Genomic DNA, 21,701 nt, shown 5'->3' with positions numbered 1-21,701 from the left:
ACCGCCATCGCGAGCAAGCTCGCTCCCACTTGGATATTTGGCGGATGACAGACAGCAAAAAGCCCCTGAATCTCACGATTCAGGGGCTTTTCGTTTAACCGGATTACAGATCAGGCCGCTTCGATCTTGCTGCGGTTGAGTTCCACCTTGTTCAGGTATTCCCCCAGCTTTTCCTGCTCGGCCTGGGTGGTGAACAGGCCCAGCTTGCTGCGGCGCCACAGAATGTCGTGCGCCGTGGTCGCCCATTCTTCGCTGCACAGGTAATCGACTTCGCGGGTGTAAAGGCCGCCACCCATGTGTTCACCCATATCGGCAAGGCTCTGCACGCCTTCCAGCAGGCGCCAGGTGCGGCTGCCGTAGGTGGTGGCCCAGCGACGAGCGATTTCGCTTGGCACCCAGTCATATTTGTCGCGGATCAACGCGGTCAGCGCCTGCGGGGTGGTCATGTCTTCGCCGCCCGGCAGGGTGGCGCTGGCGGTCCAGCTCGCACGCATCTGCGTGAAGAACGGCGCCAGTTGCGCCATGGCTGACTCGGCCAGTTTGCGGTAGGTGGTCAGCTTGCCGCCGAACACCGACAGCAGTGGTGCTTCTTCGGCACTGCCCGACAACGCGAGGGTGTAGTCGCGGGTCACGGCCGACGGGTTGTCGGATTCGTCGTTGCACAGCGGACGCACACCGGAGTAGCTGTGCAGGATGTCGTCGCGGCTGATTTGTGCCTTGAAGTGGGCATTGACCACTTTGAGCAGGTAATCGGTTTCGCCCTCGGTGATTGCCACTTTTGCCGGGTCGCCGGTGTACTCGCGGTCGGTGGTGCCGATCAGGGTGAAGTGGTTCAGGTACGGAATGGTGAAAACGATGCGCTGATCTTCGTTTTGCAGAATGTGCGCGTGTTCGCCTTCGTACAGTTTCGGCACGATCAGGTGGCTGCCCTGGATCAGGCGGATGCCGTACGGCGAGTCCATCTTCAGGTCGTCACGAATGAACTTGGCGACCCATGGGCCGGCCGCATTCACCAGCGCCCGGGCGCGGATCGAGAACAGGCTGCCATCGGCGCGTTCCAGGTTCAGGTCCCACATGCCATTGGTGCGACGGGCGCTGATGCAACGGGTCTGGGTGTGGATATGCGCGCCTTTTTCGCGGGCGGCCATGGCGTTCAGGACCACGAGGCGGGCGTCATCGACCCAGCAATCGGAGTATTCGAAGCCTTTGGTGATTTCGCTTTTCAAGGCGCTGTCCGGACCGAACTTCAGGCTTTTCGAGCCGGCGAGTTTTTCGCGCTTGCCGAGATGGTCATACAGGAACAGGCCGGCGCGGATCATCCAGGCTGGACGCAGGTGCGGGCGGTGCGGCAACACAAAGCGCATTTGCTTGACGATGTGCGGCGCCTTGGCCAGCAGCACTTCACGCTCGGCCAGGGCTTCGCGCACCAGACGGAATTCATAATGCTCGAGGTAGCGCAGGCCACCGTGGATCAGCTTGCTGCTGGCCGATGAGGTGTGGCTGGCCAGATCATCCTTTTCACAAAGAAACACCGAGAGGCCGCGTCCAGCGGCATCTGCTGCGATCCCCACGCCATTGATCCCACCGCCGATGACGGCGATATCGTAAACCTCGGCGAGAGGGGGCGTAGGCAAGGTAGAAGTGGGCATCGGCTGGCCTCGGGCTTTTATGATTTTCGGTTTGTAATTCGAACATTAATGTTCATTTACGAAAATGGTAGCCCATAAAGGCGCCCACAGCTAGTCAACTTCGATTGAAAATACTGATCGAAGGGCCATTAAAGGAAAATTTACGAACATTGAGCGAGGGGGGTGAGTGCTTCTGTGGCGAGGGAGCTTACTCCCGCTGGGCTGCGAAGCGGCCCTAAAATTGGCAATGGCGGTATTTCGAAAAGAGCCTGTCGTCTGATTTGCGTCTGCTGCGCAGCCGAACGGGAGCAAGCTCCCTCGCCACAAGGGAGCGCACTGCTTTCGAAAGGGGGGGTTAAACCACTTCCAGCCGAATCTTGTTCTGATTCAATAACTGCACCAGCGCCGGAACCGGCTGCTGATCAGTCACCAGGCAATCGATCAGGCTGATCGGTCCCAGGCGAATCATGGCGTTGCGCCCGAATTTACTGGAGTCCGCCGCCAGAATCACCTTCCGGGCGTTGGCGATGATCGCCTGCGACACCCGCACTTCCTGGTAATCGAAATCCAGCAGACTGCCGTCTTCGTCGATGCCGCTGATGCCGACCAGGGCGAAATCGACCTTGAACTGGTTGATGAAGTCGACACTCGCCTGACCGACCACGCCGCCATCGCGCCGCACGTTACCGCCGGTCAGCAGAACGTCGAAGTCGTCCTTGGCGCTGAGCATCGAGGCCACGTGCAGGTTGTTGGTGATGATCTTCAGGTGATTGTGATTGAGCAGTGCTCGCGCAATCGACTCGGTGGTGGTGCCGATATTGATGAACAGCGAGGCGTGATCGGGGATCTGCGCGGCAATGGCTTCGCCGATACGCTGTTTTTCATCGCGCATCTGGTCGGCACGCATGGCGTAGGCGGTGTTTTCGACACTGGAATCGTAAGCTGCACCGCCGTGGTAGCGACGCAGTAAATTGGCTTCCGCGAGCTGATTGATGTCGCGGCGGATGGTTTGCGGTGTAACGACGAACAGCGTAGCCATTTCCTCGATGCTGACATAGCCGCGTTCGCGGACCAGTTCGAGGATTTGCTGCTGACGGGGAGGCAGATTCATGGGGCTTCCTTTGGGCTGCCGTGCAAAATTTGCCCATGATGCCGCAGGAATCCGCTCCCTACCAGTTACAACCCTATCAGGGTCCTCAGCTTGGCTTATTCAGCGCCTTCATGAGGTTCCCAGTCACGGGTGCGGCTGACCGCTTTTTTCCAGCCGGCGTAGAGTTTTTCCTTCGCGGTTTCTTCCAGGGCCGGTTCGAATTCGCGTTCGATGACAGCCTTGCCGCGCAACTCGTCCAGGCTGCCCCAGAAGCCGCACGCCAGGCCGGCCAGGTAAGCGGCGCCCAGTGCCGTGGTTTCGCGCATTTGCGGACGCTCAACCTGCGTGCCGAGGATGTCGGCCTGGAACTGCATCAGGAAGTTGTTCGCTACCGCACCGCCGTCCACGCGCAGGGCTTTCAGGCGTTCGCCGGAGTCCTGTTGCATGGCGTCGAGCACGTCGCGGGTCTGGTAGGCGATCGATTCGAGTGCGGCACGAATGATGTGATCCACGCGTACGCCGCGAGTCAGGCCGAACAGTGCGCCACGGGCATACGGGTCCCAGTACGGAGCGCCCAGACCGGTGAAGGCCGGCACCAGGTACACGCCGTTGCTGTCCTTGACCTTGCTGGCGAAGTATTCGGTGTCGGTGGCGTCGGCGATGATTTTCAGTTCATCACGCAGCCACTGCACGGTCGAACCACCGTTGAACACAGCGCCTTCAAGGGCGTAAGCCACTTCGCCACGCGGGCCGCAAGCGATGGTGGTCAGCATGCCGTGCTTGGATTTCACGGCTTTGTCGCCCGTGTTCATCAGCAGGAAGCAGCCGGTGCCGTAGGTGTTTTTCGCCTGGCCTGGCTCGACACACATCTGGCCGAACAGGGCCGCTTGCTGGTCGCCGGCAATGCCGCCGATGGCGATGCCGCTCTTGGTGTGGCCGTAGATTTCGGACGAGGACTTCACTTCCGGCAGCATTTCGCGCGGGATATCCAGCACGTCCAGCATCTTCGCATCCCACTCCAGGGTGTGGATGTTGAAGAGCATGGTGCGCGAGGCGTTGGTGTAGTCGGTGACGTGTACTTTGCCGCCGGTAAATTTCCAGATCAGCCAGCTGTCGATGGTGCCGAAAAGCAGTTCGCCATTACGGGCGCGCTCGCGGCTGCCTTCGACGTTGTCGAGGATCCACTTGAGCTTGGTGCCGGAGAAGTACGGATCGGTGACCAGGCCGGTGGTGTCGCTGATGTATTGCTCATGCCCGTCGCGCTTGAGCTGCTGGCAGATTTCGGTACTGCGTCGGCACTGCCAGACGATGGCGTTGTACACCGGGCGACCGGTGGTCTTGTCCCAGACTACGGTGGTTTCACGCTGGTTGGTGATACCGATGGCAGCGACCTGGTCATGATGCAGGCCGGCTTGAGCCAGGGCCTCGACCATCACGGCGCTTTGGGTCGCGAAGATTTCCATCGGGTCGTGTTCGACCCAGCCGGCTTGCGGGTAATGCTGGGCGAACTCGCGCTGGGCGGTGCAGACCACGTTCGCGTCACGGTCGAAAATGATCGCGCGGGAGCTGGTCGTACCCTGATCAAGGGCAATGATGTAGTTCTTATTCTGAATGTCGGTCATGTCGATTGCCTTGGACGAAATAAGGGAAAGGGCCGTGGCGCACCATCAGATTGGCAGGATTGCGCGCCGACTGGTTCAGGAAATTCGTTGCTTGCCGTCAATGGCCGGTGTGGCGTCCTGTGCAGCAGGTGTGACGCTTGGCAGATGACGGGCAATCAGCCCGCGATAAGCGGCAGCGCCGAGGCAGGCACCGACAATCGGTGCAAAAATCGGAATCAGGAAGTACGGGATATCGCGACCGCCAGTGAAGGAGATTTCACCCCAGCCAGCGAAGAACGTCATCAGTTTAGGACCGAAGTCACGCGCAGGGTTCATCGCAAAACCGGTCAACGGGCCCATGGAGCTGCCGATCACTGCAATCAGCAAACCGATCAGCAGTGGCGCCAGCGGGCCTTTGGGCAGGCCGTTGTTGTCGTCGGTCAGGGACATGATCACGCCCATCAGGATGGCCGTGATGATCACTTCAACCAGGAATGCCTGGGCGGTGGACAGGGCTGGGTGCGGGAAGGTGGAGAACACCGACGCCAGCTCAAGGCTTGCCTGAGTGCCACGTACCATATGGTGAGTTTGTTCGAAATCGAAGAAGAGATTGCTGTACAGCGTGTAAACCAACAGTGCCCCGCAGAATGCGCCGGCCACCTGGGAGAAGATGTAGAAGGGCAGTTTGCGCTTTTCGAAGTCGGCAAAAATGCTCAGGGCAATGCTGACGGCAGGATTGAGGTGCGCCCCGGAAACACCAGCGGTCAGGTAGATCGCCATGCTCACGCCGACCCCCCAGATGATGCTGATTTCCCACAGGCCGAAAGTTGCACCCGCTACCTTGAGCGCAGCAACGCAGCCAGTACCGAAGAAGATCAACAGGGCGGTGCCCAGGAATTCGGCCATGCATTGGCTCGAGAGCGACGGTTGTTTCAGAGCAGTTGTCATCGAAAACCTCATTGTTTTTGTTGTTGGGCGCTTTTTCATCAGGGTCAAAGCGCGATTTTCACCGAGACAGGATCCCCATCCTGTTCCTGGCTTACTGCCGGGTGCTACTTTGGATCATTCGTACAGTATTCACATTCGAAAAAATATAGACAAGAAACACTGCTGTCAAAGGTCGAAAGTGAACCATCAGTCACAATTCATCTGTCGGGCCGGTGAATGATCGCGACGCAGACTCGCCAAACCTGCGTTTGATCCCCGGAAACGGGCGTTGCAGGCCTTTGAAATAATGCCGAAATAGAGCCTTTTGACGACCGATGTCCTAGAATCCTGGCCAGTATTTTTCTTCTGCCACTCGGCTTGGAGCTGCCATGACCCCTGCATTGGATTTGTTGAAAAAAGTTCGTGCCGAACATCGCGTGCACAGTTACGAACATGATCCGAAGGCAGCTTCCTACGGGCTGGAAGCCGCGGAAAAACTGGGGCTGGACCCTGCGCAGGTGTTCAAGACGCTGCTGGCGGCCAGTGAAAAGGGTGAATTGCTGGTCGCCGTGGTGCCGGTCGTCGGAAGTCTGGATTTAAAACACCTGGCTCAGGCCGCCGGAGTGAAAAAAGTCGAAATGGCTGATCCCGCCGCCGCGCAACGATCCACCGGTTACTTGTTGGGCGGGATCAGTCCGCTGGGGCAGAAGAAGCGCTTGCGTACCTTTATCGATCATTCGGCGCAGCCCTTTGCCAGTATTTTTGTCAGCGCCGGGCGACGCGGTCTCGAAGTTGAATTGGCGCCCTCAGTCCTGGCCGAACACACTCAGGCGAAATTCGCCGATATCGGTCGACCCTGACGCCGGCACTGTATGGTGCAAATCAGCCTGTTCTGTCACTGGTGCAGGATTGACGTGGGCTTCATGCTCGGTGTCCGGACAATAGGGAGAAGGTTATGCAGCTTGAGTTTCATCAGGTCGATGCGTTCAGTGATCGGCCGTTCAGTGGCAACCCGGCGATGGTGTATCGGCTCGATGCCTGGCTTGCCGACGACTTGATGCAGAAGATCGCCGCCGAGCATAACCTCGCCGAAACCGCCTTCCTGGTGCGTGAAGGCCCGGTATGGCACATTCGCTGGTTTACCCCGACGACCGAAGTTCCGCTGTGCGGACACGCGACGCTGGCCAGTGCCTATGTGTTATTTGAAATCTATCAAGAGACTGCCGAGCGTCTGGACTTTACCTGCAAGTCCGGGCCGCTGAGTGTGACTCGCGACGGCGGGCGTTTGTGGCTGGACTTCCCGGCCATCGTGCCTTCAGAAGTGGGCGTGACGCTGGACGTCGAGCGCGCACTGGGTGTGGAAGCGGTCGATGTGCTGGGCTCAAACGAATTGTTCGTGGTGCTGGAGTCCGAGCAAGCGGTGCTCGACTGTCAGCCCGACATGGTGGCACTGGCGAAACTGCCGTGGCCGGGGGTGATTGTCACCGCCAAGGGCAATCAGCATGATTTTGTGTCCCGCTATTTTGCTCCGGCGATTGGTATCAACGAAGACCCGGTGACCGGTTCGACTCATTGCAGCCTGATTCCGTACTGGTCGAAACGTTTGGGCAAGTCGAGTCTGACAGCGTGCCAGCGCTCGGCACGGGGCGGGGAGTTGTTTTGCCGGCTGGAGGGGGAACGGGTGAAAATTGGCGGAAACGCGACGCTGGTTGCGAGTGGAACACTGATTCTGGGTTGACCTCAACCAGGTGTGGAGCAAGTTTTTGTGGGCGCCGGGCTTGCCCGCGATGCAGGCGACTCGGTTTTACCTGGAACCGAGTTGATAGCATCGCAGGCAAGCCAGCTCCCCCATTAATCGTCAGCGAGTCGTTAGGCAGTGCTATACCGCCGAACCCCTTGTTCCACCACCGGAATCTGCGCCGCCGTGCTGCCGGATGCCTGGAACAACACCAGATGCTCGGCCGCCACCCGAATTCCCACCTGCGCACCGACCTGATGATCGGCATGGCTCGGGAAGATAGACTCCAGCTGTGCGCCGGTGGGCAGTTGCAGGCGGTACAGGGTTGAGGCGCCGAGGAAGGTCTTGCCGACGATCCGGGCTCTCAATGCGCTGTCCGGTGCGTAAACGATATCGTCCGGGCGCAGCAGTACATCCACAGCGCCACCCAGCGGCCATGTATAAGCTCGATTGCCGCGCAACTCACCCAGTTCGGTCTGCACCGATTCCGGGCTGCTCAACTGACCGCGAATAAAATATCCCTGGCCAATGAAACTGGCCACAAACTGCGTCAGCGGTTCGTGATACAGGTTATAGGGCGTATCCCATTGTTCGAGACGACCTTCCTTGAACACGCCGACATGATCGCTGACCGCGAAGGCTTCTTCCTGATCGTGAGTCACCAGAATCGCACTGGTGCCCCGGGCTTTGAGAATGTCGCGCACCTCGTGGCTGAGCTTGCGTCGCAGTTCGCCGTCGAGGTTTGAAAACGGTTCGTCCAGCAGCAGTAACTGGGGCTCCGGTGCCAGGGCGCGGGCCAGTGCAACACGCTGCTGCTGGCCGCCGGACAATTCGTGCGGGAAGCGCTTGCCGAGGTTTTTCAGGTTGACCAGTTCCAGCAGCTCTTCGGTGACGCGATCCTTTTGCGGATGCTTGCGGATCCCGAAGGCGATATTTTCCGCGACACTCAGGTGCGGGAACAACGCGTAGTCCTGGAACACCATGCCGATCCGGCGTTTTTCCGGGGCGAGGGTGAAACCGGCGCTGGAAATGGTTTCCCCGGCCAGCTGGATTTCCCCTTCGTGCACCGGTTCGAAACCGGCAATCGCGCGCAACGTGGTGGTCTTGCCGCAGCCCGAGGAGCCGAGCAGGCAACCGATGTCGCCTGCGTTCAGGTGCAGATTGAGGTTCTGTACCACGCGCTGGTCTTGATAGCCGCAGGCGAGGTTGCGCAGGTTAAGCAGTAATGGTTGGCTCATGCGTGGTGGTACGAAGGCGGGACAAGGAATTCGAGCAGGGCCTTTTGTGCATGAAGACGGTTTTCCGCCTGATCCCAGGCTACCGAGCGCGGATCGTCCAACAGGTCGAGGCTGATTTCTTCACCGCGGTGGGCGGGCAGGCAGTGCATGAACAGCACGTCCGCGGCGGCGAGGTCGAGCAGGGCGCGGTTGACCTGGAACGGTGCGAACAGCTTCAGGCGTTTGGCGGTTTCTTCTTCCTGGCCCATGGAGGTCCAGACGTCGGTACTGACCAGATGGGCGCCGCGCACGGCATCTTGAGGATCGCGGACGATGGTCACACGATCGCCGGCCTTTGCCACGAAGTCAGGGTTTGGCTCATAGCCTTGCGGGCAGGCAATGCGCAACTGAAAGTCGAACTGGACCGCCGCTTCTATATAGCTGTTGCACATGTTGTTGCCGTCGCCGATCCAGGCCACGGTTTTGCCCTGGATAGAGCCGCGGTGCTCAAGAAAGGTCTGCATGTCGGCCAGCAACTGGCACGGGTGCAGGTCGTCGGACAGGCCGTTGATCACCGGCACGCGTGAGTTGGCGGCAAATTCGGTCAGGGTGCTGTGGGCAAAGGTACGGATCATCACGGCGTCGAGCATGCTCGACATGACGATGGCGCAGTCACCGATCGGCTCGCCACGACCCAGTTGGGTATCGCGGGGCGAGAGGAAGATTGCCTGGCCGCCGAGCTGGATCATGCCGGCTTCGAACGAGATCCGGGTGCGGGTCGAGGACTTCTCGAAGATCATCCCCAGGACGCGGTTTTTCAAGGGCTCGAACAGTACGCCGCGGTTACGCAGGTCCTTGAGCTCAACGCCTCGACGGATCACGCTGACCAGCTCTTCGGGCGTGCAATCCATCAGGGAGAGAAAGTGCCTTGCGCTCATCATTGACTACCTTTTGCAACAGACCGCAGATACTCAAAGCCTTGTTTATTTGAAAAACGGGCGAGACCTGCGGCGTAAGCCGCACGGGGCGACGAAATAGGGGGAGGCGCGATCTTATAATTAAATGTCGCGTTTTTCCAATAGGCTACGGTTTTTAAGGGATTCGGAGGGGCTACGGGGTGACCTCGATAGCGCTTTTGAAGCCTGTTTCCTGACCGCTGCGACCCATTTGTACACCGGGCTTGCGGGGCATTGCAATCAAACGGGGCGGGGACGGCATGGTCGCGGTCGGTTTTTGACCTATGATCCGGAGCTCGTAGTGGCACTTTGTCTGCTTTGAAACATTTGCTAATGCAAAGTGCTGGGTTATAACTACTCCACGAGCGACGCAGGAAGACTTCGGAATGGAATCGAAAGAACAGCTGTTAATGGAATTACTCGGTCTCACGGCCCGCTCCCTGACCCATCTCACTGCGTCCATGACCTCGATGTCGTTCGAGTTGCTGCGCAGTGAAGACGAAATTACCAAGGCCGCCGGTCGGCGCATGATCGACCGAATGGCCACCATCAGCGCCGGGCTCGACGAACATTGGCGACTGATCGGCGAACTCACTGGCGTGCATGTTCCGCACGAGCAGATCGAAACCCTTCAGGAACTCCAGTTGCAGGCGCCACCCCGACTGCCGTCGAGTTGAGGCCGGCCGCTATCGGCCGACCTGATGAGGACCGATTCACAAGATGAACGTCGCTGGCGCAACGGCGGCGTGCGCGCCATAGTTTTGTTCTCGCGGTCGACCTGCCCGCCCAGAACAAGACAGAGACTGGCCATGACCAAGACTCTCCATCACCGTGCCTGCCACCTGTGCGAAGCCATTTGCGGGCTGAGCATCGAAACCACCGAGGGCGAAGGCGGCGACGTGCAGATCACCTCGATCAAGGGCGATCCGCTGGACACCTTCAGCCGCGGCCACATCTGCCCCAAGGCGGTGGCGCTGCAAGACATCCAGAACGATCCGGATCGCCTGCATCAGCCCATGCGGCGGGTAGGCAGTGAGTGGCAGCCGATGGAGTGGCAGGATGCGTTTGATCTCGTCGCCGAACGTCTGGCAGCCATTCAGCAGCGGCACGGGCAGAACGCCGTGGCGGTCTATCAAGGCAACCCCAGCGTGCACAACTACGGGCTGATGACCCACAGCAATTACTTTCTCGGCCTGTTGAAAACCCGTAACCGTTTTTCTGCGACTTCGGTCGACCAGTTACCCCATCACCTGACCAGCCATTTGATGTACGGCCACGGTTTGTTGCTGCCGATCCCGGACATCGATCACACCGATTTCATGCTGATCCTGGGCGGCAACCCACTGGCGTCCAATGGCAGCATCATGACCGTGCCTGATGTGGAAAAGCGCCTGAAGGCGATTCAGGCCCGGGGCGGCAAAGTAGTGGTGGTCGATCCACGCCGCAGTGAAACCGCCGCGATGGCCGATCAGCATCTGTTCGTGCGCCCTGGTGGCGATGCGGCGCTGCTGTTCGGGCTGCTCAATACGCTGTTCGACGAAGGCCTGAGCCGTGACAGCCATCTGCCGGTGGCGGGCCTGGACGAGGTTCGGCAGGCGATTGCCACGTTCACCGCTGAAGCCATGAGCCCATTGTGCGCGGTGCCTGCCGAGCAGATTCGCCAGCTGGCGCGGGACTTTGCGGGCTCGCCGACGGCAGTGTGCTATGGGCGCATGGGCGTCTCGACCCAGGCGTTCGGCACGCTGTGCCATTGGCTGGTGCAACTGATCAATCTGGTCACCGGCAATCTCGACCGGGTTGGCGGCGCCTTGTGCACCGAGCCAGCGGTCGATCTGGTGGCGACCACCTCGGGTGGGCATTTCAATCAGTGGCAGAGCCGGGTGTCCGGTCGTCCCGAATACGCGGGCGAGCTGCCGGTGTCGGCGCTGGCCGAAGAGATGCTCACCGAAGGCGAGGGCCAGGTGCGCGCCTTGATCACCGTGGCCGGCAACCCGGTGTTGTCCACGCCCAACGGCCGGCAGTTGGAGCAAGCGCTGGACGGGCTGGAGTTCATGGTCAGTATCGACTTGTACATCAACGAAACCACGCGCTACGCCGACCTGATCCTGCCGTCCACCTCGGCGCTGGAAAACGATCACTACGACACCACGTTCAACCTGTTTGCCGTGCGCAATGTCACTCGTTTCAATCGGGCGATTCTGGCCAAGCCCGAAGGCGCGTTGCACGACTGGGAGATTTTTGTCGGGCTGGCCAAGGCCTTCGCTGCAAAAGCCGGCAAGGCGCTCAAGCCGACCATTGCGCCGGCACAGATGATCGACCGTGGTTTGCGGGCAGGCCTCTATGGCGATGCTTCTGCGCACAAGCTGTCACTGGCGACGTTGTTCGATCATCCCCATGGCATCGACCTCGGCGCGCTCAAGCCGAACCTGGCGCCACGCCTGAAGACGGTCGATCAACAGGTGCAGGCCGCGCCTGCCGCGATCCTTGCCGACCTGGCGCGTTTTGCGGCGCTGCGGGCGCCGGCCGTCGATGAGTTATTGATGATTGGCCGGCGTCATGTGCGCAGCAATAACTCGTGGATGCACAATTACCACCGCCTGGTGAAAGGCAAGCCGCGCCATCAATTGCTGATGCACCCGGACGATCTGGCCAGTCGCGGGCTCAGCGACGGGCAGCGAGTGCGGGTTAGCTCCCGGGTGGGCATGATTGAGGTTGAAGTGCTGGGCAGCCTGGACATGATGAAAGGCGTGGTCAGCCTGCCCCACGGTTGGGGTCATGCGCGACCGGGTGTGCAGATGACGATTGCCAGCAGCCAGCCGGGCTCCAGTGCCAACGACCTGACCGATGAGTGTCAGCTTGACGAGTTGTCGGGCAACGCTGCGTTGAACGGTGTGCCGGTCACGGTGGCGGCGGCTTGAGCATGTCTGTCGGGGAGACCGAGCAGGGCGCTCGGGATTCCGTTACAATGCGCCACCGTGCCGACCACTGAGTCGGAAAGTTCAGCCGAGGTGCTCCATGGATATCATCGAAACGATTAAAGAGCAGATTGCCAACAACACCATTCTGCTTTACATGAAAGGCTCGCCGAATGCCCCGCAGTGTGGCTTCTCCGCGAAGGCCGCGCAGGCCGTGATGGCATGTGGCGAAAAGTTTGCATACGTGGACATCCTGCAGAACCCGGAAATCCGCGCCAACCTGCCAAAATACGCCAACTGGCCTACCTTCCCGCAACTGTGGGTTGGCGGTGAGCTGGTCGGCGGTAGCGACATCATGACCGAGATGGCCGCTGACGGTTCGCTGCAGACCACCATCAAGGCGGCTGTTGAAGCGGCGGCTGCGACCAAGACCGAAGCCTGATCCATGTGGGAGCAAATCCGCTCCCACGCGGGTTTTCGGCAGGTCTGAAGTCCGGATATGAAAAAGCCCCGCCTCTGGAAAGAGGGCGGGGCTTTTTAGTGCCTCGAGTTTAGCGAGCGATGAATTACTCTTCGCCCATCTGCGATTGCAGGTAGTTCTCAAGACCGACTTTATCGATCAGGCCCAATTGGGTTTCCAGCCAGTCGATGTGTTCTTCTTCGGATTCAAGAATGTCCTCAAGCAGCTCGCGGCTGCCGAAGTCACCCACGGTTTCGCAATGCGCGATGGCAACTTTGAGATCCGCGTGACCGGTGCGTTCGATGCGCAGGTCGCACTCGAGCATTTCCTTGGTGTGTTCGCCGATGTGCAGCTTGCCCAGGTCCTGGACGTTCGGCAGGCCTTCAAGGAACAGAATCCGCTTGATCAGCTTGTCGGCGTGCTTCATCTCGTCGATGGATTCTTTGTACTCGTGCTTGCCGAGCTTGTTCAGGCCCCAATCTTCGTACATGCGCGCATGCAAGAAGTATTGATTGATCGCGACCAGCTCATTGGCAAGGATCTTGTTGAGATGCTGGATGACTGTAATGTCGCCTTTCATGATGGGGTCCTGCCCTGTATTCGCGGTATATAAGGCAGAGTTTGAGCCGCGTATTTATAAGTGTCAAACCTAAGTTATTGAATAATAAGTGAAAATAAATCCGAATAAGAATGACTAAGTTCCGCGTCTGGCGCCTAAGCAATTGATTTTCGGGCATAAAAAAACCGGACATCAAGTCCGGTTCTTTAAAATGCGTTATTTAAGCGGCGGTAAATTCTACGGGAAAAGGAATCGCGGCCTGGGCGGTTTGCAATTTGGTCAGGGTTTCGCGGACCACTTCCTTGGCAAGGCAGGCGCATTTACCGCATTGGCTGGCAACGCCGGTGGCCTGACGTACTTCACGGTAGCTGCAGCAACCTTCATAGATCGCTTCGCGGATTTGACCGTCGGTGACGCCAGTGCAGAGGCAGACATACATAAGTGAGAACCGTCGCTGGTTGTGACTCAATTGCGGTGGATCTTAATGTTAACGAGAATGATTGTCAAAGTGGTTTCTGTAAACTCTTTGCGACAAATGCGCGTGACTGACGAACGGTTTGTGGCTGGGCAATGCGCCAGTAAATTCCCTGGCAGCAAATTTGGCGGCCTATTGAAAAACCGTTAAGGACAGCTCAAAAACGCCGTGTATGATGGTCGGTCCTTGCGAAGGGGGTTGGTGTCACAGGGCTGTCGCCTGAGGGTGGCAGGCTGACGCGAACCCAGTTCTTCACGTTAATAGACCAGGAGAGATCCAATGAGCGTACTCGTAGGCAAGCAAGCCCCGGACTTCACCGTACCGGCCGTACTCGGCAACGGCGAAATCGTTGACAGCTTCACCCTGTCCTCGGCCATCAAAGGCAAATACGGCCTGGTGTTCTTCTACCCACTGGACTTCACCTTTGTTTGCCCGTCCGAGCTGATCGCTCTGGACAACCGCATGTCGGACTTCAAGGCACGCAATGTTGAAGTGATCGCTGTTTCGATCGACTCGCACTTCACCCACAACGCCTGGCGCAACACCCCGGTGAACAATGGCGGTATCGGCCAGGTTCGCTACACCATGGCTGCCGACATGAAGCACGAAATCGCCAAGGCCTACGACGTAGAGTCCGAAGGTGGCGTGGCTTTCCGTGGCGCGTTCCTGATCGACGACAAAGGCATTGTCCGCTCGCAGATCATCAACGACCTGCCGCTGGGCCGTAACATGGAAGAGCTGATCCGTCTGGTTGACGCTCTGCAATTCCACGAAGAGCACGGCGAAGTTTGCCCTGCCAACTGGAAAAAAGGCGACAAAGGCATGAACGCTTCGCCAGCAGGCGTTGCGGCTTACCTGACCGAGAACGCTGCCGCGCTGTAAGGCACGTTCGACGCACAAAAAAACCGGCCTCCAGGGGCCGGTTTTTTTATGCGCGGGTTAAACGCGACGACTGCAATCAGTCGTTGAAGTCTTCCCAGCCGCCCATTTGTTTCCAGCGATTGACGATGCCGCAGAACAGATCAGCGGTCTTCTCGGTGTCGTAGCGAGCCGAGTGGGCCTCGCGACCGTCGAAGTCGATGTCGGCAGCCTGACAGGCCTTGGCCAATACGGTCTGACCGTAAGCCAGGCCAGCCAGCGTTGCAGTGTCGAAGCTGGAGAACGGATGAAACGGGTTGCGCTTCATGTCCAGACGCGCGACAGCGGCGTTGAGGAAGCCCAGGTCGAAGCTGCTGTTGTGCCCGACCAGAATCGCCCGCTTGCAGCCATTGGCCTTCAACGCCTTGCGCACGCCACGGAAGATATCGGTCAGGGCCGCTTCTTCGCTCACGGCCATGCGCAGTGGGTGATCGAGCTTGATCCCGGTAAATTCCAGGGCTGCCGCTTCGATGTTGGCGCCTTCAAATGGCTCGACCCGGAAGAAATAGGTGTGCTCGGGGAACACAAAGCCTTTTTCGTCCATGCCGATCACGGTTGCCGCGATTTCCAGCAGGGCGTCGGTGGCCGAGTTGAAACCACCGGTTTCTACGTCGACGACAACCGGCAGGTAGCCACGAAACCTGGCTGCCATTGGGTGACGGGAACCGCCTCCGCCGCCATGACCGTCCTGTTCGTCGTCGTAATGGTCTTCACTCACGGGTGTTCCTCCAGCAGGCGCCAGCGCAGTTTTTCACCGGCGCGCAGCGGGATTACGGTCAGCTCGCCGAAGGGCAGGCTGGTAGGGGCGGTCCACTCATCGCGGACCAGGGTGATGCGGTCGGTGTTCGCCGGCAGGCCGTAGAAGCGGGGGCCGTTGAGGCTGGCGAATGCTTCGAGCTTGTCCAGCGCGTTACGTTGCTCGAACGCTTCGGCATACATCTCGATGGCGGCATACGCGGTGTAGCAGCCAGCGCAGCCGCAAGCGGCTTCCTTGGCGTGCTGCGCGTGAGGCGCCGAGTCGGTGCCGAGGAAGAACTTCGCGCTGCCGCTGGTGGCGGCGTCGAGCAGGGCTTCCTGGTGGGTGTTGCGCTTGAGGATCGGCAGGCAATAGAAGTGCGGCCGAATCCCGCCCACCAGCATGTGGTTGCGGTTGTACAGCAGGTGATGAGCGGTGATGGTCGCGCCGACGTTGGCCGCAGCCTCGTTGACGAACTGCACGGCATCGGCGGTAGTGATGTGTTCAAACACCACTTTGAGCGTCGGGAAACGCTCGACCACACGACGCATATGCTCATCTATGAAGATTTTTTCGCGGTCGAACACGTCGACATCGCCACGGGTGACTTCACCGTGAATCAGCAAGGGCATCCCGACTTCGGCCATGGCCTCGATCGCAGGGAAGATCTTGTCGATGCTGGTGACGCCAGAATCCGAGTTGGTGGTCGCACCGGCCGGGTACAGCTTGGCGGCGTGAACGAAACCGCTGGCCTTGGCCTCGCGAATTTCTTCGGGTTGAGTGCGGTCGGTCAGATACAGCACCATCAGTGGTTCGAAACGGCTGCCGGCCGGTCGTGCAGCGAGGATCCGCTGGCGATAGGCGTCGGCTTCAGCGGCGTTACGCACTGGAGGAACCAGGTTGGGCATGATGATGGCGCGACCAAAGGTACGCGCGACATCCGCGACGGTATTGGTCAACACGGCTCCATCGCGAAGATGAATATGCCAGTCGTCGGGACGCAGCAGGGTCAGGCGGTCGGACATGAGGGGATTCCAGGCGGGTCAAACTGAAGGGAATGCTACCGGAAAAGACTCTTGCAGGCACTCGCTATCAAGTTTTGCAGGATCGTACCGATAGCCAATAGGTATGCCGTAAACGTATGTGTCGGTCTTTTTGTTGTAGAAGCCAGTGGAGCCTCTCGTGCGCCAGCGTTATTTAGCCTTGCTCAGTGTGTTTGCCAGCCTTCCTGCGATGGCGCTCACTTTCCAGACCCGTCTGGAGAGCATCGAATGGACGGTCGAAGGCGACAAGTTCGAGTGCCGCCTGACTCAGCCGATTACCGATTTCGGTTCCGGTGAGTTCGTGCGCCGCGCCGGTGAGCAGGCGATCTTTCGTCTCAAAGCCTATAACTCGATGATCGGCGGTGGATCGGCAACCTTGCTGGCCGCTGCTGCGCCATGGCAGCCGGGGCGTGGCGACATCAATCTGGGCTCGGTGCGAATCGGCAGCGGCAACGTACTGTTCAACACTTCACAGGTACAGGCCGGAGGCTTGATCAATGGCCTGATGGACGGACGCAGTCCAGTCATTCGCCATGCCACGGGCGATGGCCGGGTCTCGGAAGTCCGCTTGCTACCCGTCAAATTCCACAAGGCGTTTGGCGACTTCCAGGGCTGCGTGGCCAAATTGCTGCCGCAGAATTTCGAGCAAGTGAAGCAATCGCAAATCGGCTTTCCGGGCGAAGGCGTTGAGCTGGATCCGCAAGCCAAAGCCAAGTTGCAGGTCATGCTGGAATTCATCAAGGCTGATCCGACGGTCAATCACATTGAACTCGATGGCCATTCCGACAACAGCGGCAACCGCCTGACCAATCGTGAACTGTCGCGGCGCCGTGCATTGGCGGTCATGGACTTCTTCAAGGCCAACGGGATTCAGGAGTCGCAGATCACCATGCGCTTCCACGGTGAGCGTTATCCGTTGGCGCCAAACACCAATGCGGCCAACCGGGCCAAGAATCGCCGGGTCGCCGTACGCCTTGAACGTGTGGCGCCCACCGAAAAACCGGTGCCTCAGGCCACCGCTTCCGCGGGTGCTGCTGCGACCTCCTGAACCGGCTGTCTTCGTCGTTCGCTCGACATAATCTGTCGCTTCGTCGTCATTAGCTGTCGCGGTACTGTAAATTATTTCTTATGAGCGGTAGACTTCTCGGCTTTCCGTAGAACCCCGTGGAGTGATGGCATGGCGGACGTAAACAAGGTCGTTCTGGCGTATTCCGGCGGCCTGGACACTTCGGTGATCCTCAAGTGGCTGCAGGATACTTATAACTGTGAAGTAGTGACCTTCACCGCTGACCTGGGTCAGGGCGAAGAGGTCGAACCGGCCCGCGCCAAGGCTCAGGCCATGGGCGTAAAAGAAATCTACATCGATGACCTGCGCGAAGAGTTCGTGCGAGATTTCGTGTTCCCGATGTTCCGTGCCAACACCGTCTACGAAGGTGAGTACCTGCTGGGTACTTCCATCGCTCGTCCGTTGATCGCCAAGCGCCTGATCGAAATCGCCAACGAAACCGGCGCTGACGCCATTTCCCACGGTGCTACCGGCAAGGGCAACGACCAGGTTCGTTTCGAACTGGGTGCCTACGCCTTGAAACCGGGTGTAAAAGTGATCGCCCCTTGGCGCGAATGGGACCTGCTCTCGCGTGAAAAGCTGATGGATTATGCTGAAAAGCACAACATCCCGATCGAGCGTCACGGCAAGAAGAAATCCCCGTACTCGATGGATGCCAACCTGCTGCACATCTCCTATGAAGGCGGCGTGCTGGAAGACACCTGGACCGAGCACGAAGAAGACATGTGGAAATGGACCGTCTCCCCGGAGAACGCGCCCGACAAACCACAATACCTTGAGCTGACCTACCGCAACGGCGACATCGTCGCACTGGACGGCGTCGAAATGTCTCCGGCCACCGTGCTGGCGACCCTGAACCGTATCGGTGGCGAACACGGCATCGGTCGTCTGGACATCGTCGAGAACCGTTACGTGGGCATGAAGTCCCGTGGCTGCTACGAAACCCCAGGCGGCACCATCATGCTGCGCGCTCACCGGGCAATCGAATCGATTACCCTGGATCGCGAAGTCGCTCACCTCAAAGACGAGCTGATGCCTAAATACGCCAGCCTGATCTACACCGGCTACTGGTGGAGCCCTGAGCGTCTGATGCTGCAACAGATGATCGATGCGTCCCAGGCCCATGTGAACGGTGTGGTGCGTCTGAAGCTGTACAAGGGCAACGTGATCGTTACCGGTCGCAAGTCCGATGAGTCGTTGTTCGACGCCAACATTGCCACCTTCGAAGAAGACGGCGGTGCGTACAACCAGGCCGACGCGGCAGGCTTCATCAAGCTCAACGCCCTGCGCATGCGCATCGCGGCGAACAAAGGTCGCAAGCTGTTCTGAGACCCTTGTTGCGGTAATTGAAACGGCTGCCCTGTCCTCGACAAGGCAGCCGATTCAAGGAAATCTTTCCCCTCTATGGGCCTGTCCCATTGCATTCCGGTTTTTTGCCTCCCGGCGGGATCAAGCATCAAGCATCAAGCATGCTTGCTGGTGTTTCATGGTGTTTGACCCAGCACTTTCACGTCATGTGAATCCAAGTTGTAAACAATGCAGAACGTGGCGCGAGTCGCTGTCCTGGCGTGTTTCAACGATTTGAACGTGTACTCCTTCAGCAATCGCTCCGATTCGTCACAGGCGAGAAACACAATCACGCCCGTGGATTTATCGTTCGGCCCCTGCAGGCTGTCCAGCAGGCTTGTCAGGTCGACCTTGGAGTTCATCCAGCGAGCGTCAACGATGCTCAAGTCTGCTAACGATTCCGGCAGCAATACGTTGTGTCGCACCAACCGGCTGGTGCATAGACGGATGGCGGACGGTGGTGCCTGGGCTCTGCTGAATCGACCACGAAATGCGTCGGCCTTGGAGGGAGTGACCGCGTCTGAATGAGGGTGTAGGGGCGGGGTGTCGCCAACTTTATCGATGACTTTCAGGAAGTTTTTTTCTTTTTCAAAGTCCGATGGCGCATACAACGATCGATAGTTGAAGTTGAGCGTAATGAAGAAAAGAAACAGCATGTAGAATGGAAAGCTGATCAGGAACCAGACATAGATTTCCCGTTCGTCGTTGTCAAGGAAGGGCAGGGAAATAGCGGCAGATGTTTCGGAAAGTGTTGCGAATATGGCAATAATTGTCATGGGGTTTGAGATGCTTTTTTTGAATTTTGTCATGTGATTTACTCATGATTAACTTGAATTCTCGTAGGTTGAAGTTTGGTGTTAAAGACCGTGGTTGAGTGTGCATTGTTTGTTGTGTTGTCAGGCTTGTATAGGCTTTTTATAATTTTCTGATGTGATTTTAGTGCTGGTGATATTCCAGTGTCGGGCGCCATTGTGTCAGGGAGGGGTGTAGTAAAAGAATGGTGAGTGACTTTTTTTATGATGCAAGAGGCTATGTAAGGCGCAATGCTTCCGGTACGAATTCAGGGTCGGAAAATATACGTTGATTTTGAAGGCGGGCTACTGTTTTCAGTCTGCGCAATCAGTTGGGGGTTTCACGGGTACGGTGATTGGTGGTCGTAAGTCGATACAAAAAACGCAGCCGGAATTCGCTCATAAATGACCTGGCACGTTTTTTCAGTACGCTGTATTCAAGGTTTTTTGTAGGATAAATCCGTCTTATTTGTAGGGCTTGTCTCTCGGTGTGGGCGCTCGGGGGGGACGACATGCCAAGGGTGAAACGACTAGGCTATTGTGCGGGCTCTAAAAATTCGAACAGCGAAATTGGACTTGCCCATGAATAAAGTGCTGATCGTAGATGATCACCCTGTCATTCGTCTTGCGGTGCGTTTGTTAATGGAACGTCATGGCTACGAAATTGTCGCAGAGACAGACAATGGCGTAGATGCATTGCAACTTGCTCGTGAACATATGCCGGATATTGTTATTCTGGATATAGGCATCCCGAAACTGGATGGGCTGGAAGTTATTGCACGCCTGACCTCGACAGCGTTGCCCTTGAAAGTGCTGGTACTGACTTCTCAGGCGCCCGGGCATTTTTCCATGCGCTGCATGCAGTCGGGTGCAGCGGGTTATGTTTGCAAACAACAGGATCTCACTGAGTTACTCAGCGCGATCAAGGCCGTGTTGTCAGGCTATAGTTACTTTCCCAATCAAGCGTTACATACCGTTCGTGCCAGTCTGGGTAATGCCAGCGAAGCCGACATGGTGGACCGTTTGTCCGGTCGGGAAATGATGGTGTTGCAACAGCTGGCGCGGGGGAAGACAAACAAGGAAATTGCCGATGGCATGTTTCTCAGTAACAAGACAGTCAGTACTTACAAAACCCGACTGTTGTTGAAACTCAATGCCCGCTCTCTGGTCGACCTGATTGAATTGGCCCAGCGTAATGGTCTGGTGTGAATGCGTTACTGTTGCGTAACGCGCTATGAGCCAGGGAGTGCCTCATAGCAAAAAGCCTCCGTTTCGGGAGGCTTTCAGGTATTACAGGTCAAAATCGTAATCGGCCAATTGCTTTTGCAGTCGACGCTCCTCCAGCAGATTGTCGATGGTGCGGCGTTTGCTCAGGTTGGTCTTCGCTACCTCGACCACCGGTTCGGCGTCGTCGGTCTCAACGGCGGGAAAGTCGTCTTCTACGTCCAATTGCTCTTTGCCAGTGCTCATAACGTTAACTCCAGGCTAAGACTGCCATTGGCGCTCCTTATATCGACAATCCATCGGCGGGTAAAAAAGATTTTTTCAATCGATCAATCCATAAACCCAATAGCGGCTCAATCGTCCGAGGTCTTTTGTTTGTATTCACACAGATCTTCGATACGGCAACTGCCGCAACGAGGCTTGCGGGCCAGGCAAACGTAGCGTCCGTGAAGAATCAGCCAATGATGGGAATCGAGCAAAAACTCCTTGGGCACGAACTTCATCAGCTTCATCTCCACCTCGACAACGTTCTTGCCCGGGGCGATGCCGGTACGGTTGCTGACGCGGAAGATATGGGTGTCCACAGCCATGGTCAGCTGGCGAAACGCGGTATTGAGTACCACGTTGGCGGTCTTGCGACCCACGCCGGGTAGCGCCTCGAGTTCTTCACGCGTCTGCGGCACTTCACTGCCATGGCGCTCCACCAGCAGGCGGCAGGTTTCGATCACGTTCTTCGCTTTGCTGTTGAACAGGCCGATGGTCTTGATGTATGCCGAAAGGCCCTCGATACCCAGGGCGTGAATCGCTGCCGGCGTATTGGCCACCGGAAACAGTTTTGCCGTGGCCTTGTTGACGCCGACATCGGTGGACTGCGCCGACAGAATCACGGCAATCAGCAACTCGAAGGGGGACGAGTAGGCCAGTTCAGTCTTCGGTTCCGGGTTGTCTTCGTGCAGTCTGCGGAAAATTTCATAACGTTTTGCGGCATTCATGGATGATGCGTTTCCTCG

The 21,701-nt window shown here is 58.0% G+C and carries 22 protein-coding genes; 9 read left to right on the top strand and 13 right to left on the bottom strand.

Annotation, left to right across the window (positions count from 1 at the left end; translation table 11 throughout):
- Nucleotides 1-110: 110 nt before the first annotated feature.
- From glpD to POF45_RS09835, 4 genes are all read right to left on the bottom strand, one after another.
- On the bottom strand, nucleotides 111-1,649 hold the full coding sequence (glpD, locus tag POF45_RS09850; protein WP_259496242.1) for a glycerol-3-phosphate dehydrogenase: 1,539 nt from the start codon (nucleotides 1,647-1,649) through the stop codon (nucleotides 111-113).
- Between the two features lie 334 nt (nucleotides 1,650-1,983).
- On the bottom strand, nucleotides 1,984-2,739 hold the full coding sequence (locus POF45_RS09845; protein ID WP_259496240.1) for a DeoR family transcriptional regulator: 756 nt from the start codon (nucleotides 2,737-2,739) through the stop codon (nucleotides 1,984-1,986).
- A 95-nt stretch (nucleotides 2,740-2,834) separates the two neighbouring features.
- Nucleotides 2,835-4,340: a glycerol kinase GlpK gene (glpK, locus tag POF45_RS09840; protein WP_259496238.1), complete on the bottom strand. Its 1,506-nt coding sequence runs from the start codon at nucleotides 4,338-4,340 to the stop codon at nucleotides 2,835-2,837.
- Between the two features lie 75 nt (nucleotides 4,341-4,415).
- Nucleotides 4,416-5,267 (bottom strand): MIP/aquaporin family protein, encoded by an 852-nt coding sequence (locus tag POF45_RS09835; protein WP_259496237.1) that lies wholly within the window; start codon nucleotides 5,265-5,267, stop codon nucleotides 4,416-4,418.
- Nucleotides 5,268-5,635: 368 nt separating this feature from the next.
- Between POF45_RS09835 and ybaK the strand changes: the two genes are divergently transcribed.
- Entirely contained in the window at nucleotides 5,636-6,106 is a 471-nt protein-coding gene (gene ybaK / locus POF45_RS09830; RefSeq protein ID WP_259496235.1) for a Cys-tRNA(Pro) deacylase, read from the top strand.
- A gap of 95 nt (nucleotides 6,107-6,201) precedes the next feature.
- On the top strand, nucleotides 6,202-6,984 hold the full coding sequence (locus tag POF45_RS09825) for a PhzF family phenazine biosynthesis protein (protein ID WP_282315589.1): 783 nt from the start codon (nucleotides 6,202-6,204) through the stop codon (nucleotides 6,982-6,984).
- A 131-nt stretch (nucleotides 6,985-7,115) separates the two neighbouring features.
- On the opposite strand, the gene POF45_RS09820 is transcribed toward POF45_RS09825, so the two are convergent.
- Both POF45_RS09820 and argF read right to left on the bottom strand, forming a co-directional pair.
- Nucleotides 7,116-8,222 carry an ABC transporter ATP-binding protein gene (locus tag POF45_RS09820; protein WP_282315588.1) on the bottom strand — a complete coding sequence of 369 codons (1,107 nt, stop codon included), beginning with the start codon at nucleotides 8,220-8,222 and terminating at the stop codon, nucleotides 7,116-7,118.
- Nucleotides 8,219-9,139, bottom strand: coding sequence for an ornithine carbamoyltransferase (gene argF / locus POF45_RS09815; protein WP_259496230.1), 921 nt, complete (start codon nucleotides 9,137-9,139; stop codon nucleotides 8,219-8,221). Before argF ends, POF45_RS09820 begins: the two co-directional genes overlap by 4 nt.
- Nucleotides 9,140-9,543: 404 nt before the next feature.
- Here argF and POF45_RS09810 point away from each other — a divergent pair, with 404 nt between their 5' ends.
- From POF45_RS09810 to grxD, 3 genes are all read left to right on the top strand, one after another.
- Nucleotides 9,544-9,834, top strand: a complete 291-nt coding sequence (locus tag POF45_RS09810; protein ID WP_259496228.1) for a hypothetical protein — start codon at nucleotides 9,544-9,546, stop codon at nucleotides 9,832-9,834.
- A gap of 132 nt (nucleotides 9,835-9,966) precedes the next feature.
- Nucleotides 9,967-12,075, top strand: coding sequence for a molybdopterin oxidoreductase family protein (locus POF45_RS09805; RefSeq protein ID WP_282315587.1), 2,109 nt, complete (start codon nucleotides 9,967-9,969; stop codon nucleotides 12,073-12,075).
- 97 nt (nucleotides 12,076-12,172) lie between these two features.
- Nucleotides 12,173-12,514 carry a Grx4 family monothiol glutaredoxin gene (gene grxD / locus POF45_RS09800; protein ID WP_122840070.1) on the top strand — a complete coding sequence of 114 codons (342 nt, stop codon included), beginning with the start codon at nucleotides 12,173-12,175 and terminating at the stop codon, nucleotides 12,512-12,514.
- A gap of 124 nt (nucleotides 12,515-12,638) precedes the next feature.
- On the opposite strand, the gene bfr is transcribed toward grxD, so the two are convergent.
- Together bfr and POF45_RS09790 are read right to left on the bottom strand one after the other, a co-directional pair.
- Nucleotides 12,639-13,112 carry a bacterioferritin gene (gene bfr, locus POF45_RS09795; protein ID WP_149657986.1) on the bottom strand — a complete coding sequence of 158 codons (474 nt, stop codon included), beginning with the start codon at nucleotides 13,110-13,112 and terminating at the stop codon, nucleotides 12,639-12,641.
- A 199-nt stretch (nucleotides 13,113-13,311) separates the two neighbouring features.
- Entirely contained in the window at nucleotides 13,312-13,530 is a 219-nt protein-coding gene (locus POF45_RS09790) for a bacterioferritin-associated ferredoxin (RefSeq protein WP_259496220.1), read from the bottom strand.
- 315 nt (nucleotides 13,531-13,845) lie between these two features.
- Here POF45_RS09790 and POF45_RS09785 point away from each other — a divergent pair, with 315 nt between their 5' ends.
- Nucleotides 13,846-14,448: a peroxiredoxin gene (locus POF45_RS09785; RefSeq protein ID WP_259496218.1), complete on the top strand. Its 603-nt coding sequence runs from the start codon at nucleotides 13,846-13,848 to the stop codon at nucleotides 14,446-14,448.
- A 76-nt stretch (nucleotides 14,449-14,524) separates the two neighbouring features.
- Here POF45_RS09785 and rnt read toward each other — a convergent pair whose 3' ends face one another.
- Nucleotides 14,525-15,202, bottom strand: coding sequence for a ribonuclease T (gene rnt, locus POF45_RS09780; protein ID WP_259496216.1), 678 nt, complete (start codon nucleotides 15,200-15,202; stop codon nucleotides 14,525-14,527).
- Nucleotides 15,199-16,245 carry a dihydroorotase gene (gene pyrC, locus POF45_RS09775; RefSeq protein ID WP_259496214.1) on the bottom strand — a complete coding sequence of 349 codons (1,047 nt, stop codon included), beginning with the start codon at nucleotides 16,243-16,245 and terminating at the stop codon, nucleotides 15,199-15,201. Before pyrC ends, rnt begins: the two co-directional genes overlap by 4 nt.
- Before the next feature lie 157 nt (nucleotides 16,246-16,402).
- Between pyrC and POF45_RS09770 the strand changes: the two genes are divergently transcribed.
- Nucleotides 16,403-17,311: a flagellar protein MotY gene (locus tag POF45_RS09770; RefSeq protein ID WP_259496211.1), complete on the top strand. Its 909-nt coding sequence runs from the start codon at nucleotides 16,403-16,405 to the stop codon at nucleotides 17,309-17,311.
- 129 nt (nucleotides 17,312-17,440) lie between these two features.
- Nucleotides 17,441-18,658, top strand: a complete 1,218-nt coding sequence (locus POF45_RS09765) for an argininosuccinate synthase (protein WP_259496210.1) — start codon at nucleotides 17,441-17,443, stop codon at nucleotides 18,656-18,658.
- 155 nt (nucleotides 18,659-18,813) lie between these two features.
- Here the strand turns inward: POF45_RS09765 and POF45_RS09760 are convergent, their stop codons facing one another.
- A complete protein-coding gene (locus POF45_RS09760; protein ID WP_282315586.1) occupies nucleotides 18,814-19,485 on the bottom strand; it encodes a hypothetical protein in 672 nt (223 codons plus the stop codon).
- A 564-nt stretch (nucleotides 19,486-20,049) separates the two neighbouring features.
- On the opposite strand from POF45_RS09760, the gene POF45_RS09755 reads away from it, so the two are divergent.
- A complete protein-coding gene (locus POF45_RS09755; protein WP_259496208.1) occupies nucleotides 20,050-20,676 on the top strand; it encodes a response regulator transcription factor in 627 nt (208 codons plus the stop codon).
- A gap of 81 nt (nucleotides 20,677-20,757) precedes the next feature.
- On the opposite strand, the gene POF45_RS09750 is transcribed toward POF45_RS09755, so the two are convergent.
- Both POF45_RS09750 and nth read right to left on the bottom strand, forming a co-directional pair.
- Complete coding sequence (locus tag POF45_RS09750) at nucleotides 20,758-20,937, bottom strand: PA3496 family putative envelope integrity protein (RefSeq protein ID WP_259496207.1); 180 nt, start codon at nucleotides 20,935-20,937, stop codon at nucleotides 20,758-20,760.
- Between the two features lie 107 nt (nucleotides 20,938-21,044).
- Nucleotides 21,045-21,683, bottom strand: a complete 639-nt coding sequence (nth, locus tag POF45_RS09745) for an endonuclease III (RefSeq protein WP_259496205.1) — start codon at nucleotides 21,681-21,683, stop codon at nucleotides 21,045-21,047.
- Nucleotides 21,684-21,701 lie beyond the last annotated feature (18 nt).

The organism is Pseudomonas fungipugnans (assembly GCF_029955235.1).
GTDB lineage: Bacteria > Pseudomonadota > Gammaproteobacteria > Pseudomonadales > Pseudomonadaceae > Aquipseudomonas > Aquipseudomonas fungipugnans.
The sequence above is the reverse complement of the archived record's forward strand: the minus strand, read 5'-3'. Positions and strand labels throughout refer to the sequence as shown.

Excerpts from the sequence above, each read along its gene's own strand:
- glpD (WP_259496242.1), bottom strand. The coding sequence starts at position 1,649 with ATGCCCACTTCTACCTTGCCTACGCCCCCTCTCGCCGAGGTTTACGAT.
- POF45_RS09845 (WP_259496240.1), bottom strand. The coding sequence starts at position 2,739 with ATGAATCTGCCTCCCCGTCAGCAGCAAATCCTCGAACTGGTCCGCGAA.
- glpK (WP_259496238.1), bottom strand. The coding sequence starts at position 4,340 with ATGACCGACATTCAGAATAAGAACTACATCATTGCCCTTGATCAGGGT.
- POF45_RS09835 (WP_259496237.1), bottom strand. The coding sequence starts at position 5,267 with ATGACAACTGCTCTGAAACAACCGTCGCTCTCGAGCCAATGCATGGCC.
- ybaK (WP_259496235.1), top strand. The coding sequence starts at position 5,636 with ATGACCCCTGCATTGGATTTGTTGAAAAAAGTTCGTGCCGAACATCGC.
- POF45_RS09825 (WP_282315589.1), top strand. The coding sequence starts at position 6,202 with ATGCAGCTTGAGTTTCATCAGGTCGATGCGTTCAGTGATCGGCCGTTC.
- POF45_RS09820 (WP_282315588.1), bottom strand. The coding sequence starts at position 8,222 with ATGAGCCAACCATTACTGCTTAACCTGCGCAACCTCGCCTGCGGCTAT.
- argF (WP_259496230.1), bottom strand. The coding sequence starts at position 9,139 with ATGAGCGCAAGGCACTTTCTCTCCCTGATGGATTGCACGCCCGAAGAG.
- POF45_RS09810 (WP_259496228.1), top strand. The coding sequence starts at position 9,544 with ATGGAATCGAAAGAACAGCTGTTAATGGAATTACTCGGTCTCACGGCC.
- POF45_RS09805 (WP_282315587.1), top strand. The coding sequence starts at position 9,967 with ATGACCAAGACTCTCCATCACCGTGCCTGCCACCTGTGCGAAGCCATT.
- grxD (WP_122840070.1), top strand. The coding sequence starts at position 12,173 with ATGGATATCATCGAAACGATTAAAGAGCAGATTGCCAACAACACCATT.
- bfr (WP_149657986.1), bottom strand. The coding sequence starts at position 13,112 with ATGAAAGGCGACATTACAGTCATCCAGCATCTCAACAAGATCCTTGCC.
- POF45_RS09790 (WP_259496220.1), bottom strand. The coding sequence starts at position 13,530 with ATGTATGTCTGCCTCTGCACTGGCGTCACCGACGGTCAAATCCGCGAA.
- POF45_RS09785 (WP_259496218.1), top strand. The coding sequence starts at position 13,846 with ATGAGCGTACTCGTAGGCAAGCAAGCCCCGGACTTCACCGTACCGGCC.
- pyrC (WP_259496214.1), bottom strand. The coding sequence starts at position 16,245 with ATGTCCGACCGCCTGACCCTGCTGCGTCCCGACGACTGGCATATTCAT.
- POF45_RS09765 (WP_259496210.1), top strand. The coding sequence starts at position 17,441 with ATGGCGGACGTAAACAAGGTCGTTCTGGCGTATTCCGGCGGCCTGGAC.
- POF45_RS09760 (WP_282315586.1), bottom strand. The coding sequence starts at position 19,485 with ATGACAAAATTCAAAAAAAGCATCTCAAACCCCATGACAATTATTGCC.
- POF45_RS09755 (WP_259496208.1), top strand. The coding sequence starts at position 20,050 with ATGAATAAAGTGCTGATCGTAGATGATCACCCTGTCATTCGTCTTGCG.
- POF45_RS09750 (WP_259496207.1), bottom strand. The coding sequence starts at position 20,937 with ATGAGCACTGGCAAAGAGCAATTGGACGTAGAAGACGACTTTCCCGCC.
- nth (WP_259496205.1), bottom strand. The coding sequence starts at position 21,683 with ATGAATGCCGCAAAACGTTATGAAATTTTCCGCAGACTGCACGAAGAC.